Source organism: Mesorhizobium sp. LNJC391B00 (assembly GCF_000502535.1).
Taxonomy (GTDB): domain Bacteria; phylum Pseudomonadota; class Alphaproteobacteria; order Rhizobiales; family Rhizobiaceae; genus Mesorhizobium.
Genome location: NZ_AYWI01000007.1, coordinates 256,347 through 273,057 on the forward strand (window position 1 = coordinate 256,347; position 16,711 = coordinate 273,057).

Sequence of the window (16,711 nt, forward strand, 5' to 3'; positions counted from 1 at the left end):
ATCGAGCTAAGACAGCTTGGCGATGACGGCGCGCAGGGCTTCGCCGAAACGCCTGACCTCGTCGACCGTGTTGTAATGAACCAGCGAGGCGCGGATGGCGCCGCTGTCCATCGACAGGTTGAGACGCTTCATCAGCCGGGGCGCATACATATGGCCGTCGCGGATGCCGATCTGCATGTCAGCCATTTCCTCGACGATCCGCTGCGGCGACAGCTTGCCGATGTTGAAGCAGAATGTCGGCACGCGTTCGTTGATGCGGGCTTCCTCGGCGACGCCGTAGATCGTGGCATTGCATCCCTTGAGCACGGCGAGCATCTCACGCGCCAGGAGCACTTCGTAATCGCGGATGGCGCCCATGCCGGCAACGATGTTGTCGCGCCGCGAGCGGTTGTTGGAGGGCGCCAGATTGCGGCCGATCAGTTCCAGGTACTGCACTGCGGCATCCATGCCTGAGACGTTCTCGTAGATGAAGGTGCCTGCCTCGACCTTGTAAGGCGGCTCGTCGGGGATGAAATCCTCGCGGAAGGTCGGCAGCCGCTTCAGCGTTTCGAAGCGGCCCCACAGAAAGCCCATATGCGGCGAGAAATTCTTGTAGCCGGAGCAGACGAGATAATCACAGTCCCAGGCCCGCACGTCGATCAGCCCGTGCGGTCCGTAATGCACGCAGTCAAGGAACACTTCGGCGCCGGCCGCATGCGCGATCGCGGCCACCGAAGCGACGTCGACGATCGAGCCGATCGAATGCGCGGTCACCGTGCAGGCGACGAGACGGGTGCGATCGGAAACCAGCGGCTTGAGGTCGTCGACATGCAGGTTGCCGTCCTCGCGCATGCGCCACCATTTGAACTTGGCTCCGGCGGGCTCCAGCGCCAGCCACGTGGCGATGTTGGCGTCGTGGTCCATATCGGTGATGACGATCTCGTCGCGCTCTGTGTCCTTGGCCAGCATCTGGCCGATGCCGAGGCTGACCAGGCGAATGAACGAGGTGGCGTTCATGCCGAAGCAGATTTCCGACGGACTGTAGGCGTTGATCAGCAAGGCCACGCTCGTTCGAGCATCCGCAACCGATTGGTCGACCGTGACCGAGCGCCCATAGCGACCACCACGCTGCACATTGTGAGAGACCAGGTGATTGGTCACCGCGTCGAGCACGCTCTGCGGGATCTGCGCGCCGGCGGCGTTGTCCATGAAGATGAAATCACCGGCGCGCTGCAAGGCCGGAAACATGGCGCGGATGGTGTCGACCGGAAAGCCGCCGGCGGCTTGGGAATTGCTCAACTGTATCTCCTGCGAATGGCTTGGGAAGCGGGACGGTTGATGAGGTCAGCGCGTCTTCTCGGTCTTGAAGCGGTCTTCGAGCAGGCTGACGAGGCGGACCATGGGCCAGAGGAAGATGAGATAGACCAAAGCGGCGCCGATCAGCGGCGAGGGATTGGCATAGAGCGACTGCGCGTTGGTCGCTTCCTTCAACAGTTCAGGCAGCGCAACGGTGGAAGCGAGCGACGTGTCCTTGAACATCGAGACGCAATTGCTGGTCATCGGCGGGATGACGACGCGGATCGCCTGCGGCAGCACCACCTTGCGCAAGGTCAAAAGGAAAGGCAGGCCGAGCGCCTGTGCTGCCTCGAATTGGCCTTTCGGAATGCTCTCAATGCCGGAGCGGAACACTTCTGCTGAATAGGCCGACATGATGATGGCGAACGCCGTCACGGCGGAGGCCCAGGACGACAGACGGATGCCGAGGAAGGGCAGCGCATAATAGATCAGGATCAGCACCACCAGCACCGGCAGGGCGCGGAAGATGTCGGTGTAGCCGACCGCCAGCCAGCGCAGCGGCTTCGGCGCATAGAGCCGCAACAGGCTGATCCCCAGGCCGATGGGAATGCCGATGCCGATACTCAAAATGCCGAGCAGCAGCGTGTTCAGGAAGCCACGCAACAGCGCCGGCAGGCTGGACATGATCACGTCAGGATTGAAGAAGGTGTCGATCAGCGACATGGGAGCGTTCCCGAACCCCAGAGCAAAGGATGCTCAAGTTAAAACCAATCGACCTTGCCTCCCATGAGGCTATCCGTGCGGCAGCAGGCGCCGGAGCGTGAAATGAATCGTGCCGGCCCGGGAGCCGGCACGATTTAAGTGCATTGCCGGTCAGGCCTTGGGCAGCGGCATTTCCTTGACCGTCGAGGAATCGGCTGGCGCGTCGCTGCCGAACCACTTCTTGTGGATCGCGGCCAGCGTTCCGTCCTTCTTCATCGCGGTCAGCGCGTCGTTCAGCTTGCCGAGCAGCGGATGGTCCTTGCTCATCATCAGGCCGTACTGTTCGCCGGTCTTGATGCGCTGCTTGACCTTGAGGTCCTTCATCTTGGTGAAGGAGTATTCCATGCCCGGAATATCGCTGACGGCGGCGTCCACGCGGCCCGCGCTGAGGTCGAGCAGCAGGTTCTGCTGCGTGTCATAGCCCTTCACGTCGCTGTAGCCGTCAGCCTCCTGATGCGCCTTGACCCAGGTCTCGCCGGTCGAGCCTGAAAGCACGCCGACGATCTTGCCCTTGAGGTCGGCCTCGGTGTTAACAGCGCTATCGGTCTTCGTCGCAATGCCCATGTCGGAGTCATAATAGGGCTGGGTGAAGGACAGCGTTTTCAGTCGCTCCGGCGTGATGGTGATCGAGGAGATCGCGACATCGATGCGGTTGGAACTGACAGCCGCGAACAGCGCCTGGAAGCCGAGGTCGGCAATGTCGGTGGTCATGCCGGCACGCTTGGCCGCTTCGTTGACGATGTCGACTTCAAAGCCCTCGAACGTGCCGCTCTCGTTCTTGTATTCGAAGGGCGGATTGGTCGGGTAGGCGCCGACATTGAGCACATCGGCGGCAAAGGCGGTGGCCGGGCCGGCAGCGATGCCGATGGTGGCGGCGAGAAGAAGCAGGTTGCGACGAGTGAAGCTCATTTTGTGTTCCCTCTGGTTGTGATCGGGCGGGTTTGCTCCCGCACGGTTTGTTGCCGTCCCACCTCCCAGCGGGGCGTCAATTCATGGCGGCGACCATGCGCTCGAGCGCGGTCGCCATCTGGTCGCGTTCACGGCACACGCACATCCGCAGGAAGGCCGCTGCCGAATTTCCAAAGAGGTGGCCGGGAGCCAGCCCGACGCGCGCCGTCTCCAGTATCCTGGCGCAGGCCTGCCGGGCGTCGCTTTCGCCGTCCATGGCAAAGAAGGCATACATGCCTCCGCGCGGTTTCGTCGGCAGGATGATGCCGGGAATCTGGGCCAGCCTGTCATAGGCAAGGTCGAGGCCGGTTTTGATCCGCTGCCTGATCTCCTCGACCAGCGGCTCGCCTTGGCGGATGGCGGCGACAGCGCCTGCCTGGATAGGCGCGGCGGTGCCGCTGTTGATGTACTGCGTCATGGCGCCAAGCTGGTCGGCCACCCCCGACGGATGCGTCAGCCAGCCGATGCGCCAGCCGGTCATCGCCCACGCCTTCGAAAAACTGTTGACCGACAGCACCCGGTCGCCATCCTCGGCGATCTGCAGGATGGAAGGAGCAACATTGCCGTCGAAATAGAGCCGGCCATAGACCTCGTCGGAGATGATCCAGATGCCGGTGCGCCGGCTGAAGTCGAGCAGCGCCTGCATCTCCTCGCGCGACGCGGTCCAGCCGGTCGGGTTGGACGGCGTCGACAGGAAGATCGCGCGTGTGCGCGCATCGCAAGTGGCGAACAGCCGGTCGAGATCGAGATGCCAGTCGCCCTTGAAGTCGAGCGAAAACGGCCTTGGCTCGCCGCCGATCAGATGGATGGCGTTGTGGATGTTGGGCCATTGCGGCGCGACATAGACGACGTTGCTGCCGGTATCGACCAGCAGTTCCAGCGCCAGGTACAGCGCCTGCATGCCGCCGGGCGTGACCGTGGTGCGCGCAATCGGGATCGTCCGGCCGTGAATGCGCGTTTGGTATTCCGACAGCGCCTCGTTCAGTAGGGGGTGCCCACGCATGTTAGGGACGTAGAACGTCTGGCCTTCATCGAAGGCGGCCTTCGCCGCGTCGCGGATGAAAGCGGGCGTCACCATGTCGCCTTCGCCGTACCAGAGCGCGATCACGTCGCCCAGTTCTCGGGCGCGCACGGCAAGGTTGGCAATGTTTTCGGTGTGCAGGTCACGGATCTGGGCACGTACGCCGTCGAAAGCATAACGCGCGCTGGACGATGACTGGGGCAGTATGAACGACAAGGACTGAAACCCCTCCCACCCGGAGCACCGCGACGGACTGCCCGGCAAGCCCCACCGGCACGACAGTCGCCATCGAGTTTGGATGCTATCCAATGTGCGGCGCTTTTCAAGGAAAAAGTTTTAAGCTTAAAAAGTTTTTGCCTGATCCCGCCCCGTCTCACCCCAGTTCGGCGCGCGCAGCGGTGCAGTTGGCCGCAGCGCCGGCGCCAAGAAACATGGTGTCGCTGGCCAGCACGAAGAAGCTCGCGCCGATAGCGGCCCACTGGCTGATCGTCTGTGGGCTGGCGCAATATAAGCCCGATGTCCTGCCGTGCGCGACGGTCGCGCGGATGATCCTTGTGATTGCCTCATTGAGCTTGTCCACGCCTTTCGGCCCGATCGCATCGATCGACACGGAGAGATCGCCGGGGCCGACGAAGACCACATCGATGCCGTCTATGGCCGCGATCGCCTCGATGTTGGCCAGCCCCTCCGATGTCTCGACCTGGACCGCGACGACGATCCTGTCGTTGGCCGCGGCTAGATATTCGGGGATGCGATAGCCATAGCCGGCCGCCCGGCCAGGCCCGACGCCCCGCTCGCCCAGCGGCGGATAGCGCGAGGCTTTCACCGCCGCCTCGGCCTGAGCAGCGGTCGAGACGCGCGGCACGAGCACGCCTTGTGCGCCGCTGTCGAGCGCCGCCTGGATAGCTTCCGGCGCATGACCGGGAACACGCACCATGGCCGGCACGCGATGCACGTCGGCCGCCCGCACCATGGTTTCGATCGTGTCCCGCGCGATCTGAGCATGTTCCCAGTCGATGCAGAGGAAGTCGAGGCCGGCGAGCGCCATCACTTCGACGGCGACGGGATGGGGAATAGCGGCGAAGGAGCCGACGAGATTGGTCTTGCCGATGCACTTCTGACGGAACGCGCTCATATCCATCCCCTTTTCCCCTCCAAATTCATATCCGCAATCGGCGGCGAGGCGAAGCTATTTCAGGCTTGAAATATTTTTGCGCGGGCCTAGCGTGTCGGTCTCCCGCCACGAGTTCCCATGATGATCAAAACGCATCCCCTGCACGGCTCGAACAAACTGAAGCTCGGCGTCTTTTCGACCAATGCCGATGGCGGTCTGGCCATCACCGATGTGCCGGAACGCTGGACGGCAAGCTGGCAGGACAATCTGACGGCGGCGCAGATCGCCGACCGCGCCGGGCTGGAATTTATGCTTCCGATCGCGCGCTGGCGTGGCTTTGGCGGCCGCAACAAGGTGCGCGAATGGTCGTTCGAGACCTTCACCTGGGCAGCAGCTCTGGCGGTGGCCACCGAGCAGATCGGCCTGTTCATGACCGTGCATGTGCCGCTGGTGCATCCGCTCTATGCCGCCAAGGCGCTGGCAACTGTCGACCATATCAGCCAGGGCCGCGCCGGCTTGAACATCGTCTGCGGCTGGAACCCGAAGGAATTCGGCATGTTCGGCACGCCTTTGGTCGAGAAGGGCTACGACCAGGCCGCCGAATGGATCGAAATCCTGGAAAAGCTCTACGCCTCGGACCAGCCTCTGGACTATGAAGGCACCTACTATCGCCTCAAGGAGGCGGTGAGCCGGCCGGCGAGCCTGCAGGTTCCACGCCCGGTGACCATGAACGCTGCTTTCGGTGGCCCGGGCCGGGATTTCGCCGCCGCCCGATGCGATTATCTGTTCACGACCTTTTCGGAAATGAGCGATGCCGGCAAGCATGTCGCCGACATCAGCGAGCGGGCCGACAAGGTTGGCCGCAACGTCGGCGTCTACACGGTGGCGCATGTCGTCTGCCGTCCAACCATGGAAGAGGCGCAGGCCTACTACACNGCTATGCCGTCGATCTGGTCGACCACGATGCGGTCGATGCTCATATGGCAGGCAAGAAGGAGTTCTCGCAGTCGCATGACCCGCATGCCTATGACCGCTACCGGCAGCGTTTCGCCGGCGGCGCCGGCACCTACCCGCTGGTTGGAACGCCGGAAACGATTGCCGCCGAGATGGCGGCAATAGCCGGGCATGGCTACCAGGGCATCGCGCTATCCTTCGTCAACTACACCAGGGAACTGCCCTATTTCTGCGACCATGTGCTGCCGCTGCTCAGGCAGGCGGGGCTGCGCGGCTGATCAATCCGGGAATAACGAATTCGTTAATCCGGAATGACGGCGGTTGCCTGAATTTCGATCTTGGCGCGATCTTCCACCAGCGCCACCACCTGCATGGCGGCCATGGCCGGAAAATGCCGGCCGATCACCTCGCGATAGGCCTCGCCTATACCCTTGAGATTGCCGAGATATTCGGCCTTGTCGGTGAAATACCAGGTCATCGCGGTGATGTGCCGTGGCTCCGCGCCGGCCTCCGCCAGCACGGCGACGATGTTCTGCAGCGTCTGCCGCACCTGGCCGGCGAAATCGTCGGTCTCGAACTGGCACTGCCCGTTCCAGCCGACCTGTCCGCCGACGAAGACGAGCCTGCCGCGCGCGGCAATGCCGTTGGCGTAGCCGACCGGTTTCGCCCAGCCCTCCGGCTGCAGGATCTCGTGCATTTTTCAAGCCTCCCCGGTATTCTTAAAAACCAAATCTCAAAATCAAATACGTCGCTGTCAGGCCGCGCCCATCACCTGCCGTGCGATCACCACCTTCTGCACATCGGATGCGCCCTCGTAGATGCGCAGCGCGCGGATCTCGCGATAGAGGCTCTCGACGATGTGGCCCTTGCGGACGCCGTCGCCGCCATGCAGTTGCACAGCCTTGTCGATCACCTCTTGCGCCTTGTCGGTGGCGAACAGCTTAGCCATCGCCGCCTCGCGGGTGACACGCGCCGCGCCCATGTCCTTGGTCCAGGCAGCGCGGTAGACCAGCAGCGCCGCGGCATCGACGTCCAGCGCCATGTCGGCGATATGGCCTTGCACCATCTGCAGCTCTGCCATCGGAGCGCCGAAGAGTTTGCGCTCGGCCACCCTGCTGATGCTTTCGTCCAGCGCCCGGCGGGCAAAGCCGAGTGCCGCCGCGCCGACCGTCGAGCGGAACACGTCAAGCACCGACATGGCGATGCGGAAGCCGTCTCCCGGTTTGCCGATCAGCGCCGAGGCCGACACCCGGACCTGATCGAAGGAAAGCCGCGCCAGCGGATGCGGCGCGATCACTTCAAGGCGCTCGGCGATGCCAAGCCCCTTGGTATCAGCGGGTACGAGAAAGGCGGAAAGTCCCTTGGCACCCGGTGCCTCGGCGGTGCGGGCAAAGACGACGTAGAGATCGGCAATGCCGCCATTGGAAATCCAGGTCTTCTCGCCGCTGAGGATATAGAAGTCGCCATCGCGGCTCGCCATCATTTCGGTGTTGGCGACATCCGACCCGGAGCGTGGCTCCGAAAGCGCGAAGGCGGAAATCGTCTTGCCGGCCCTGGTCTTTGCCAGCCATTGCTGCTGGTCGGGCGTGCCGAACAGGCTGAGCGCGCCGGTGCCGAGCCCCTGCATGGCGAAGGCAAAGTCGGCCAACCCGTCATGGCGCGCCAGCGTCTCGCGGGTGATGCACAAGGTGCGGACATCGAGCGGTCCCGGATTGTCCGTATCGAGCGCCGTCGGCTTCAGCCAGCCGTCGCGGCCAAGTTTCGCCACCAGCTCGCGGCAGGCGGCATCGACGTCATGGTGATCGACGGGCAGGTTCCTGACGCACCATGCTTCCAGCCTTTCGGCCAGTTCGCGGTGGCGATCTTCAAAGAACGGCCAGCTGAGGAAGCTCCTGTCTGCCATCAATTCCCCTCGAACACCGGTTTTTCCTTGGCCACGAAGGCCTTGTAGGCGCGCTCGAAGTCACGCGTCTGCATGCAGATCGCCTGCGCCTGCGCTTCCGCTTCGATTGCCTGGTCGAGGCCCATCGACCATTCCTGGTTGAGCTGCGTCTTGGTGATGCCGTGCGCGAAGGTCGGGCCGGAGACGATGCGCGCCGCCATCTCGAGCGCGTCGGCCTCGAGCACTGCGGCATCGGCCAGCCTGTTGTAGAAGCCCCAGCGCTCGCCTTCCGCCGCCGTCATCGTGCGGCCGGTGTAGAGCAATTCGGCGGCACGGCCCTGGCCGATGATGCGCGGCAGGATCGCGCACGCGCCCATATCGCAGCCGGCAAGCCCGACGCGGGTGAACAGGAAAGCGGTCTTGGCCTCCGGCGTGGCGATGCGGATGTCGGCGCTCATGGCGATGATGGCGCCGGCGCCGACCGCGACACCGTCGATAGCCGCGATAATCGGCTTGCCGCAATTGAGCATCGCCTTGACGAAATCGCCGGTCATGCGGGTGAAGGCGAGCAACTCCTTCATGTCCATCTTGACCAAGGGGCCGATAATGTCGTGGACATCGCCGCCCGAGCAGAAATTGCCGCCATTGGACAGGAACACCACGGCGTCGACGTCGTCGGCATAGACGAGGTTGCGGAACGTGTCGCGCAGTTCCGCATAGCTGTCGAAGGTCAGCGGATTCTTGCGCTCCGGCCGGTCGAGCCGCACCCTGGCGATCCTGCCTTCGACCTCCCAGAGGAAGTGCTTCGGCTTGAGGCCGGCCATCGCAGTCATTCGCGTCCCTCCCAGTTGCTGCGGAACGAGGTCAGCATGCCGGTCAGCCGACGCGCATCCTCCTCGCTGACCTTGGCCAGCAATTCTCCGATCCAACCCTCATGCGCCGCGGCCATTGCGGCAAAAGATTTGGAACCCTCGTCGGTCAGTCGCACCATGGATGTGCGGCGATCGCCATTGCGGCGCGCGCGCGCGACCAAGCCTTCCGAAACCAGTCGGTCGACAATGCCGGTGACATTGCCGTTGGATACCAGCAGGAAGCGCGACAGATCGCTCATCAGCATGCCTTCCGGCGCGCGGTAGAGGGCGGCCATGACGTCGAAACGCGGCAGCGTCGTATCGAATTCTTTCTTCAGGCGCTCGCGCAGTTCGGCCTCAATCGTGCGCGAGGCACGCAGCAGCCTGATCCAAAGACGCAGCCGGTCCTTGCCAGGCCCCGACGGTACGGGCAATGGGCCGGCTACCATGTTTCGCCTCCTGAGATCGAAATTGCTTGTCCGGTGATCGACGCCGCCGCATCGCCGCACAGCCAAAGCACCGCCGCGGCAACTTCTTGCGGCTGGATGAAGCGGCCTTGCGGGTTGGTCGAGGCAAGGCTCGCCCTCGCCTCGCCAGCCGAGCGGCCGGTCTTTTCGACAATGCGCTGGACGGATGCCTCCAGCATGTCGGTCTCGACAAACCCGGGGCACACGGCGTTGACGGTGACGCCGGATTTCGCCGTCTCGGCCGCCAGCGCCCGCATCAGCCCGACCACGCCGTGCTTGGCCGCCACATAGGGCGCGACATAGGCGTAGCCTTTCAGTCCCGCGGTGGACGCAACGAAGACGATCCGGCCTGCCTTGCGCGCGGCCATGCCGGCCAGCGCCGGCTTCACCGTCAGGAAGGCGCCGGTCAAATTAACGTCGAGCGTCCGCTGCCAGTCGGCAAGCGAGGTCCTGTGCGCCGGCGTGCTGCCGGCCATGCCGGCATTGGCGACGACGATGTCGAACGGGCCGCGCAAGGCTTCCGCCTGCGCGTAGAGCGATGTCATCGCCGCCTCGTTGGTAACATCGGCCGGCATGGCGTGAACGCGGCCGTTCTCGCCTGCCACCTTGGCAAGCTCGGCGTCGCGCCGTCCGCATATGGTCACCTCGATGCCGGCCTCGGCCAGCGCGAGTGCGATGGCCCGACCGACGCCGGAACCGCCGCCGGTGACCAGCGCATGTTTGCCTGAAATCGCCGAGGCCGTCGTCATACTTTCAGCCCCGCCGCCGCATCGCGCTCGGCCAGCCGGTAGATCTGGTCGCGTCCGGGCAGATAGGGATCCGGCCATTTGACGCCACGGTCGCCGAGCGTCACTGCCGCATGCAGCGTCCAGTAGGGATCGGCGAGATGCGGCCGTGCCAGTGCCACCAGGTCGGCGCGGCCAGCCATCAGGATCGAATTGACATGGTCAGGCTCGTAGATGTTGCCAACCGCCATCGTCGCCATGCCGACCTCGTTGCGGATGCGGTCCGAGAACGGCGTCTGGAACATGCGGCCATAGACAGGCTTGGCGGCAATCGAGGTTTGGCCCGCCGAGACGTCGCATATGTCGACGCCTTCCAAATGCAGCATCCGCGCGATCTCCACCGCATCGGCCGGCGTCACACCCTCGATGCCGACCCAGTCATTGGCCGAAATGCGCACCGAGATCGGCTTTCGCGCCGGCCAGGCGGCACGCACCGCATGGAAGATTTCCAGGGGATAGCGCATGCGATTTTCCAGCGAACCGCCATACTCATCCGTGCGCCGGTTGGTGACCGGCGTGATGAAGGACGACAGCAGATAGCCGTGCGCGGCATGGATCTCCAGCATGTCGAAGCCGCAGCGATCGGCCATCTGGGTGGCGGTCACGAACTCGTCGCGCACCTTGTCCATGTCAGCACGGTCCATGGCTTTCGGCACCTGATTCTCAGGTGACCATGCAATCGCCGAGGCCGCCATGACCGGCCAATTGCCCGAGGCGAGCGGCACGTCGGTGCCTTCCCACCCGACACGGGTCGAGCCCTTGGCCCCGGAATGGCCAATCTGGGCGCAGATTTTCGCCTCGGTCTCGGTGTGGACGAAATCGACCAGCCGCTTCCACGCCACCTCATGTTCGGACGCATAGAAGCCGGGACAACCGGGCGTGATGCGTCCTTCCGGGCTGACGCAGGTCATCTCGATATAGACAAGCCCGGCGCCGCCCTTGGCACGCTCGGCATAGTGGGCGAAATGCCAGTCGGTCGGGCAGCCATCGACTGCCTTGTACTGCGCCATCGGCGAAACGACGATGCGGTTGTTGAGCTGCATGTCGCGCAGTTTGAACGGCGCGAACATCGGTGCCCGGCGCTGCCTGTTGCCGCCTGCCCCTGCCTGGCGCTGGAACCATTCCTCGGCGCTTTCAAGCCATTTGGCATCGCGCAGCCGCAAATTCTCGTGGCTGATGCGTTGCGAGCGGGTCAGCAGCGAATAATTGAACTGCACCGGATCGAGGCCGAGATAGCGCTCGACCTCCTCGAACCACTCCAGCGAATTGCGCGCCGCCGACTGCAGCTTCAGCACCTCGGTGCGGCGCGCATCCTCATACTTGCGGAAGGCGGCGTCGAGGTCCGGTTCGGTTTTGACATATTCGGCCAGCGCCACCGCGCTTTCCAATGCGAGCTTGGTCCCGGAGCCGATCGAGAAATGTGCCGAGGCCGCCGCGTCGCCCATCAGAGCCAGGTTCTTGTAGGACCAGCGTTCGCACAGCACGCGCGGGAAATTGATCCAGGCCGAACCTCTGATGTGATTGGCATTGGTCATCAGCGCGTGGCCGCCGAGATGTTTCTCAAAGATGCGCTCGCAGACGGCGATGGATTCCTGCTGCGACATGGCGCCGAAGCCGAAGGCAGCCCAGGTCTGTTCGCTGCACTCGACAATGAAGGTCGCTGTCTCGCTGTCGAATTGATAGGCGTGCGCCCACACCCAGCCATGCTCGGTCTTCTCGAAGATGAAGGTGAAGGCGTCGTCGAATTTCTGGTTGGTGCCGAGCCAGACGAATTTGCATTTGCGGGTGTCGATGTCGGGCTTGAAGACTTCGACGAAGGTGTTGCGCGCCCTTGAGTTCAGCCCATCGGCGGCGACGACCAGATCATGCGTCGCCATATAGGGCTGAGGGTCGGCGATATCGCTCTCGAACATCAGCCTCACGCCAAGTTCGCGCGCGCGTCGCTGCAGCAGGACCAGAAGCCGCTTGCGGCCGATGCCACAGAAACCGTGGCCCGACGAGACCGTGCGCACGCCGTCATGGATGACGGCGATGTCGTCCCAATAGGCGAAATGCTTCTTGATCCAGACAGCGCTGACCGGGTCGTTTTTGGCAAGGTTGTCGAGTGTTTCGGCCGACAGCACGACGCCCCAGCCGAACGTATCGTCGGCGCGATTGCGCTCGAACACCGTGATCTCGTGGGCGGCGTCCCGCAGCTTCATTGAAATGGCAAAGTAGAGGCCGGCTGGTCCGCCACCGAGAACCGCAACCTTCATCCGTGCGATCTCCTCTTCGCTTGCTGCATATCAAGTATCGCGCCGGAGATAAAATATTTCAAGCTTAAAGTTTCATGTTGGAACGATTGCTGGACACGGGTGGCGCGCCTGCGGGCTGGCCCCGCAAGCGCGCTCCGGAAATCACTTGTCCGGGTTCTTCGGGCTCCACAGCACAGTCTCGGCACCCTTCTCATAGGCCATCCCATCGGGATAGCTGATCGCCTCCAGTTGCAATCCCCATGGCGCCTGGAAATAGAGGATGGTCTGGCCGGCCGCCGGACCTTCCTTGACCGGCAGCGGACCCATCCGCGTCTTCACCCCCTTGCCGTCGAGATAGGCTTTCGCCGCGGCGACATCATCGACATACATGGCAATGTGGAAGCCGCCGATATCGCTGTTCTTCGGAGTCAAATCCTTCTGGTCAGGCGCAGTGTACTTGAACAGCTCGATGTTCGATCCATAACCGCAACGCACCATGGTGACCTGCTCGATGACAGCCTTCGGATCGACGCCCAGAAGATCCTGCATGAAGGTGCCCTTGTCATCGGCGAACGGACCAAACGACATCGCCTTCTCGCAGCCGACGACTTCGGTGAAGAAGTCGACTGCCTGCTTCATGTCGGGCACCGTGATGCCGGTGTGGTCGTGGCCGCGCATGCCGGGGATCGCATCGGCCGAGGCCGCTCCCATCGAGCCGAACAGGATCGCGGCAAGCATCGTGCCGCGGGCTGCATAGTTCATGTTACCCTCCGTTCGCGGGCTGATTTTGCTCTTCTGCACGTCCGAGGCCCGCTGTTGGGCGTGCAGATGAACAATCCTATTCCGGCGCTTTCGCCGCTGGCCGCAGCCAGTCCGCATCGATCTCGGGCAGCGGAATGGCGGCAAGCAGGTCGCGCGTGTAGGTCTCCTTGGGATTGTCGAACAGCGCATCGGTGGCGCTCGCCTCGACGATCCTGCCTTCGCGCATGACGATGACTTGTTGGCAGAGCCGCCTGATCACCGACAGATCGTGGCTGATGAAGGCGACGGTCAGCCCCATCTCCGCTGCAAGCTTCTCCAGCAAGGTGAGGATCTGCGCTTGCGTCGACACGTCGAGGCCGGAGACGATCTCGTCGGCCAGCACGAATTTCGGCGACAGCGCCAGTGCGCGCGCAATTCCGACGCGCTGGCGCTGCCCGCCCGACAGTTCATGACGATAGCGACTAGCGAAGCTTTGCGGCAGGCCGACGCGATGCAATGCCTCGGCGACGCGTTCCCTAAGCCTGTCGCCAAGCCCATTCTGCTTGAGCGGCGCGGCAATGATGCCGGCGATGGTGCGACGCGGGTTGAGCGACGACATCGGGTCCTGGAAGATCATCTGCAGGTCGCGGCGCAGAGGTCGCAGCTCTGCATCCGGCAGATGGGCGATATCGCGGCCCTCGAAATGGATGCTGCCGACGCTCGGCTCCAGAAGTCTGACAAGCGTGCGGCCGAGCGTCGATTTTCCGGACCCGGATTCACCGACGATGCCGGTCACCGAACCTCTCGGCAAATCGAAATCCAAGCCTCTCAAAATCTCGGCCAGCGGCGCGCGCCCGATCAGCGGCTTGCGGGTCATGTCGGGCAGCGCCACCTTCAGCCCGCGCACGGAAAACAGCGGCTCAACCATGCGGCCCTCTCCACGCCTGGTCGGAGGCGGCGATCTCCGCAGCGAGTCCTGCCAGCACCGTCTCATCCACCGGCTTCAGCGAGGCAAAGGGATCCGTGTAGCGCGGCGTAGCGGCCATCAATGCCCGCGTATAGGGATGCTCAGGCGCGGCGAAGAGAGCGGCTGTGTCAGCCTCTTCCACCACCTTGCCGGCGTAGAGCACAGACACTTGCTGGCTGATCTTTGCAACGACGCCGAGATCGTGGGTGACGAACAGGATCGCGGTGCCATGCTCGCGCTGCAGCTCGGCGATCAGTCGCAGGATCTGCTTTTGCACGGTAACGTCGAGCGCGGTTGTCGGCTCGTCGGCCACGATCAGCCGTGGCTCGGCGGCGAAGGCGGCGGCGATCAGCACACGCTGGCGCATGCCGCCGGACAGCTCGTGCGGATAGCATTTCAGCACCCGGTCGGGATCGCGGATCTGCACCTCATCCAACAATTGCCGGATACGCTTGTCCGCCTTGTCACCGTTCCAGCCGAGAATGCGCACCAGCCGGTCAGTCATCTGCGGACCGATGCGGCGCGACGGGTTGAGCGCAGTCAACGGATCTTGCGGGATCAGCGCCGTGCGAGCGCCGATCAGCGTGCGCCTTGCCTTGGGCTGCAGCCTGCCGAGGTCTTCGCCTTCGAGCTGCATGGCGCCTTCGACGATGCGCACGCTTGACGGCAGCACACCGAGCACCGCCTTGCCGATCATCGTCTTGCCGGCGCCGCTCTCGCCAACAAGAGCACGCACCTCACCCGGCTGCACGGAGAGCGACACCGACCGCAGCACGCGCTGGCCGTTCGGCAGCACGGCGCTCAGATTGGCAATATCCAGGCAAGCGCTCATCGCAGCACCGGATCGAAGCGTGTCTTCAGCGCCTCACCGAACTGGCTGAACGACAGCACGGTGAGGATCAGCGTGACAAGCGGAAACACCAGCACCCACCAGGCCTGGTGGATCGACAGCCGGCCCTCGGCGATGATGCCGCCCCAGGTCGGATCGTCGGTCGAGATCGACAGATTGACGAAGGACAGGATGGCCTCGACGATGACGGCGATGCCCATCTCCAGCGACAGCAGTGCCACGATCGACGGCACCACATTGGGCAGCACCTCGCGCAGCATGATGCCGATGCGGCCATAGCCGGCGATGCGGGCGTTCTCGACATAGTCCATGCGCGACTGGCCCATCGCTTCGGCGCGGATCACCCGGCAAAAGCGCGTCCAGTCGATGATGGCGATGGCGAGGATGACGGAGCTGAGACCAGTGCCGAGCACCGCGACCAGCAGGATGGCGAACAGCACCGGAGGAAATGCCATCCAGACATCGACGATGCGTGAAATGATGCGGTCGGCCCAGCCGCCGAAATAGCCGGCGACCAATCCGAGCGTCGAGCCGACAAGGCAGGCGGCAATCGCCGCAGCGAAGGCGACGATGAAGGCGATTTGGCCGCCGAAGATAAGCCGCGACAAGAGGTCGCGGCCGAGGCTGTCGGTGCCCAGCCAATAGCCGGGCTCGGCGCCATCGAGCCAGAAGGGCGGCAGCCGCTCCAGCATCAGATCCTGCGCCAGCGGGTCCTGCGGCGCCACCAGCGGCGCGAACATCGCCGCAAGAAGTACCAGCAGCAGCCAGCCGCCGGCCAGCCACAGCCTCAGGCCCAATCCGCGCCGGGCCATGCGTGCCTCACCCATGGCGCAGCCTCGGATTGAGCAGCGCATACATCATGTCGACTGCAAGATTGATCAGCACGAACAGCAGCGCGAACACCAGCACGATGCCTTGGATCAGCGGCAGGTCGCGGTTGATGACGGCATCGATCGCCATGTTGCCGAGCCCTTCGTAGGAAAACAGCCGCTCGACGATGACCGTGCCGCCGACAAGGAAGGTGAACTGGACGCCGACGAGAGTCAGTGTCGGCAAGGCAGCGTTCTTCAGCGCCTCGCGCAGGATAACCTGCGTTTCCGAAAACCCCTTCACCCGCGCCAGCACGACATAGTCGAGGTCAAGCACTTCCTTCAGCGACTGTTTCAGCAACTGCGCGATGATTGCCGCCAGCGGCAATGCCAAGGCTACTGCCGGCATCAGCATGTGTTTCAGCAGATCCCAGGTCAGGTCGAAGCGCAGCCGAAGCAAGCTCTCGAAGAAATAGAACTGGGTGACGAAGGGCAGGTCGAGCTGCGGCGACACGCGGCCGGAGATATCGAAGATCGGCACCAGCACGCCAAACAAAAGGATCAGCACGAGGCCCCACAGGAAATCGGGAATGGAAAGGGCGGCGCCGCTGGCGATATCGATGCCGGCTTCGACCGCCGTGCCGCGCTCGCGGGCTCCGAGGATCGCCGTCGTGCCGCCGAGCCCAACCGCCATGACGAGCGCGATGATGGCAAGTTCCAGCGTTGCCGGCAAACGATTGAAGACAAGGCTGAGCACATCTTGCCTGAGCGAAATCGAGGTGCCGAAATCGCCCCTGACGACGCCGGACAGCCAGATGAAGAATTGCTGCACGATGGTCTTGTCGAGCCCGTAGAGTGCACGCAGCCGGTCGATGTCGGCATCTGTCGCACCGGGGGGCAGCATCATGGCGATCGGGTCACCAGGCGCGACGCGGATCACGACGAAGACGACGACAGCCACGCCGAACAGCGTGATCAGCATCGTCAGCAGACGGATCAGGAATCGTTGCAGGAGCATTCTGGTGTTGGCCCAGTGCGTTTCTAACGAAGA

16 protein-coding genes and 1 pseudogene are annotated in these 16,711 nt (G+C 63.6%); 1 reads left to right on the top strand and 16 read right to left on the bottom strand.

From position 1 onward, the window contains the following. Positions 1–6: 6 nt before the first annotated feature. The 5 genes from X750_RS145545 to X750_RS145525 all read right to left on the bottom strand — a co-directional run bounded on the left by X750_RS145545 (position 7) and on the right by X750_RS145525 (position 5,141). Positions 7–1,278 (bottom strand): cysteine desulfurase-like protein, encoded by a 1,272-nt coding sequence (locus X750_RS145545; protein ID WP_023748007.1) that lies wholly within the window; start codon positions 1,276–1,278, stop codon positions 7–9. A 45-nt stretch (positions 1,279–1,323) separates the two neighbouring features. Next, positions 1,324–1,998 carry an amino acid ABC transporter permease gene (locus X750_RS145540; RefSeq protein WP_023667812.1) on the bottom strand — a complete coding sequence of 225 codons (675 nt, stop codon included), beginning with the start codon at positions 1,996–1,998 and terminating at the stop codon, positions 1,324–1,326. Positions 1,999–2,148: 150 nt separating this feature from the next. Then, positions 2,149–2,946, bottom strand: a complete 798-nt coding sequence (locus X750_RS145535; RefSeq protein WP_023682726.1) for an ABC transporter substrate-binding protein — start codon at positions 2,944–2,946, stop codon at positions 2,149–2,151. 76 nt (positions 2,947–3,022) lie between these two features. Then, a complete protein-coding gene (locus tag X750_RS145530) occupies positions 3,023–4,222 on the bottom strand; it encodes a pyridoxal phosphate-dependent aminotransferase (protein ID WP_023692285.1) in 1,200 nt (399 codons plus the stop codon). A 157-nt stretch (positions 4,223–4,379) separates the two neighbouring features. Then, positions 4,380–5,141 (bottom strand): HpcH/HpaI aldolase/citrate lyase family protein, encoded by a 762-nt coding sequence (locus tag X750_RS145525; protein ID WP_023692286.1) that lies wholly within the window; start codon positions 5,139–5,141, stop codon positions 4,380–4,382. Positions 5,142–5,261: 120 nt separating this feature from the next. Between X750_RS145525 and X750_RS11350 the strand changes: the two are divergent. Beyond that, positions 5,262–6,352: pseudogene (locus X750_RS11350) on the top strand (LLM class flavin-dependent oxidoreductase). Between the two features lie 23 nt (positions 6,353–6,375). On the opposite strand, the gene X750_RS145520 reads toward X750_RS11350, so the two are convergent. The 11 genes from X750_RS145520 to X750_RS145470 all read right to left on the bottom strand — a co-directional run bounded on the left by X750_RS145520 (position 6,376) and on the right by X750_RS145470 (position 16,678). After that, entirely contained in the window at positions 6,376–6,771 is a 396-nt protein-coding gene (locus X750_RS145520) for a RidA family protein (protein WP_023667806.1), read from the bottom strand. Positions 6,772–6,828: 57 nt separating this feature from the next. Beyond that, positions 6,829–7,977 carry an acyl-CoA dehydrogenase family protein gene (locus tag X750_RS145515; RefSeq protein ID WP_023714921.1) on the bottom strand — a complete coding sequence of 383 codons (1,149 nt, stop codon included), beginning with the start codon at positions 7,975–7,977 and terminating at the stop codon, positions 6,829–6,831. Next, positions 7,977–8,789 (bottom strand): enoyl-CoA hydratase family protein, encoded by an 813-nt coding sequence (locus X750_RS145510; protein ID WP_023714922.1) that lies wholly within the window; start codon positions 8,787–8,789, stop codon positions 7,977–7,979. The genes X750_RS145515 and X750_RS145510 overlap by 1 nt, the downstream gene beginning before the upstream one ends. After that, positions 8,786–9,256: a MarR family transcriptional regulator gene (locus X750_RS145505; protein ID WP_023710056.1), complete on the bottom strand. Its 471-nt coding sequence runs from the start codon at positions 9,254–9,256 to the stop codon at positions 8,786–8,788. The genes X750_RS145510 and X750_RS145505 overlap by 4 nt, the downstream gene beginning before the upstream one ends. After that, positions 9,250–10,023: an SDR family NAD(P)-dependent oxidoreductase gene (locus tag X750_RS145500; protein ID WP_023710057.1), complete on the bottom strand. Its 774-nt coding sequence runs from the start codon at positions 10,021–10,023 to the stop codon at positions 9,250–9,252. Before X750_RS145500 ends, X750_RS145505 begins: the two co-directional genes overlap by 7 nt. Continuing rightward, complete coding sequence (locus X750_RS145495) at positions 10,020–12,314, bottom strand: bifunctional salicylyl-CoA 5-hydroxylase/oxidoreductase (protein WP_023748010.1); 2,295 nt, start codon at positions 12,312–12,314, stop codon at positions 10,020–10,022. The genes X750_RS145500 and X750_RS145495 overlap by 4 nt, the downstream gene beginning before the upstream one ends. A 141-nt stretch (positions 12,315–12,455) precedes the next feature. After that, positions 12,456–13,055: a VOC family protein gene (locus X750_RS145490; protein ID WP_031243123.1), complete on the bottom strand. Its 600-nt coding sequence runs from the start codon at positions 13,053–13,055 to the stop codon at positions 12,456–12,458. A gap of 76 nt (positions 13,056–13,131) precedes the next feature. Further along, the gene (locus X750_RS145485) at positions 13,132–13,962 is read right to left on the bottom strand and encodes an ATP-binding cassette domain-containing protein (protein WP_023748012.1); all 831 of its coding nucleotides are present in this window, start codon (positions 13,960–13,962) and stop codon (positions 13,132–13,134) included. After that, complete coding sequence (locus X750_RS145480; protein WP_023686914.1) at positions 13,955–14,833, bottom strand: ABC transporter ATP-binding protein; 879 nt, start codon at positions 14,831–14,833, stop codon at positions 13,955–13,957. Before X750_RS145480 ends, X750_RS145485 begins: the two co-directional genes overlap by 8 nt. Continuing rightward, positions 14,830–15,678, bottom strand: coding sequence for an ABC transporter permease (locus tag X750_RS145475; protein ID WP_023667797.1), 849 nt, complete (start codon positions 15,676–15,678; stop codon positions 14,830–14,832). Before X750_RS145475 ends, X750_RS145480 begins: the two co-directional genes overlap by 4 nt. Beyond that, complete coding sequence (locus tag X750_RS145470; RefSeq protein WP_023667796.1) at positions 15,671–16,678, bottom strand: ABC transporter permease; 1,008 nt, start codon at positions 16,676–16,678, stop codon at positions 15,671–15,673. The genes X750_RS145475 and X750_RS145470 overlap by 8 nt, the downstream gene beginning before the upstream one ends. Positions 16,679–16,711: the final 33 nt, after the last annotated feature.

Coding starts and splice junctions, on each gene's coding strand:
- X750_RS145540 (WP_023667812.1), bottom strand. CDS start 1,998: ATGTCGCTGATCGACACCTTCTTCAATCCTGACGTGATCATGTCCAGC.
- X750_RS145535 (WP_023682726.1), bottom strand. CDS start 2,946: ATGAGCTTCACTCGTCGCAACCTGCTTCTTCTCGCCGCCACCATCGGC.
- X750_RS145525 (WP_023692286.1), bottom strand. CDS start 5,141: ATGAGCGCGTTCCGTCAGAAGTGCATCGGCAAGACCAATCTCGTCGGC.
- X750_RS145520 (WP_023667806.1), bottom strand. CDS start 6,771: ATGCACGAGATCCTGCAGCCGGAGGGCTGGGCGAAACCGGTCGGCTAC.
- X750_RS145515 (WP_023714921.1), bottom strand. CDS start 7,977: ATGGCAGACAGGAGCTTCCTCAGCTGGCCGTTCTTTGAAGATCGCCAC.
- X750_RS145510 (WP_023714922.1), bottom strand. CDS start 8,789: ATGACTGCGATGGCCGGCCTCAAGCCGAAGCACTTCCTCTGGGAGGTC.
- X750_RS145505 (WP_023710056.1), bottom strand. CDS start 9,256: ATGGTAGCCGGCCCATTGCCCGTACCGTCGGGGCCTGGCAAGGACCGG.
- X750_RS145500 (WP_023710057.1), bottom strand. CDS start 10,023: ATGACGACGGCCTCGGCGATTTCAGGCAAACATGCGCTGGTCACCGGC.
- X750_RS145495 (WP_023748010.1), bottom strand. CDS start 12,314: ATGAAGGTTGCGGTTCTCGGTGGCGGACCAGCCGGCCTCTACTTTGCC.
- X750_RS145490 (WP_031243123.1), bottom strand. CDS start 13,055: ATGAACTATGCAGCCCGCGGCACGATGCTTGCCGCGATCCTGTTCGGC.
- X750_RS145485 (WP_023748012.1), bottom strand. CDS start 13,962: ATGGTTGAGCCGCTGTTTTCCGTGCGCGGGCTGAAGGTGGCGCTGCCC.
- X750_RS145480 (WP_023686914.1), bottom strand. CDS start 14,833: ATGAGCGCTTGCCTGGATATTGCCAATCTGAGCGCCGTGCTGCCGAAC.
- X750_RS145475 (WP_023667797.1), bottom strand. CDS start 15,678: ATGGGTGAGGCACGCATGGCCCGGCGCGGATTGGGCCTGAGGCTGTGG.
- X750_RS145470 (WP_023667796.1), bottom strand. CDS start 16,678: ATGCTCCTGCAACGATTCCTGATCCGTCTGCTGACGATGCTGATCACG.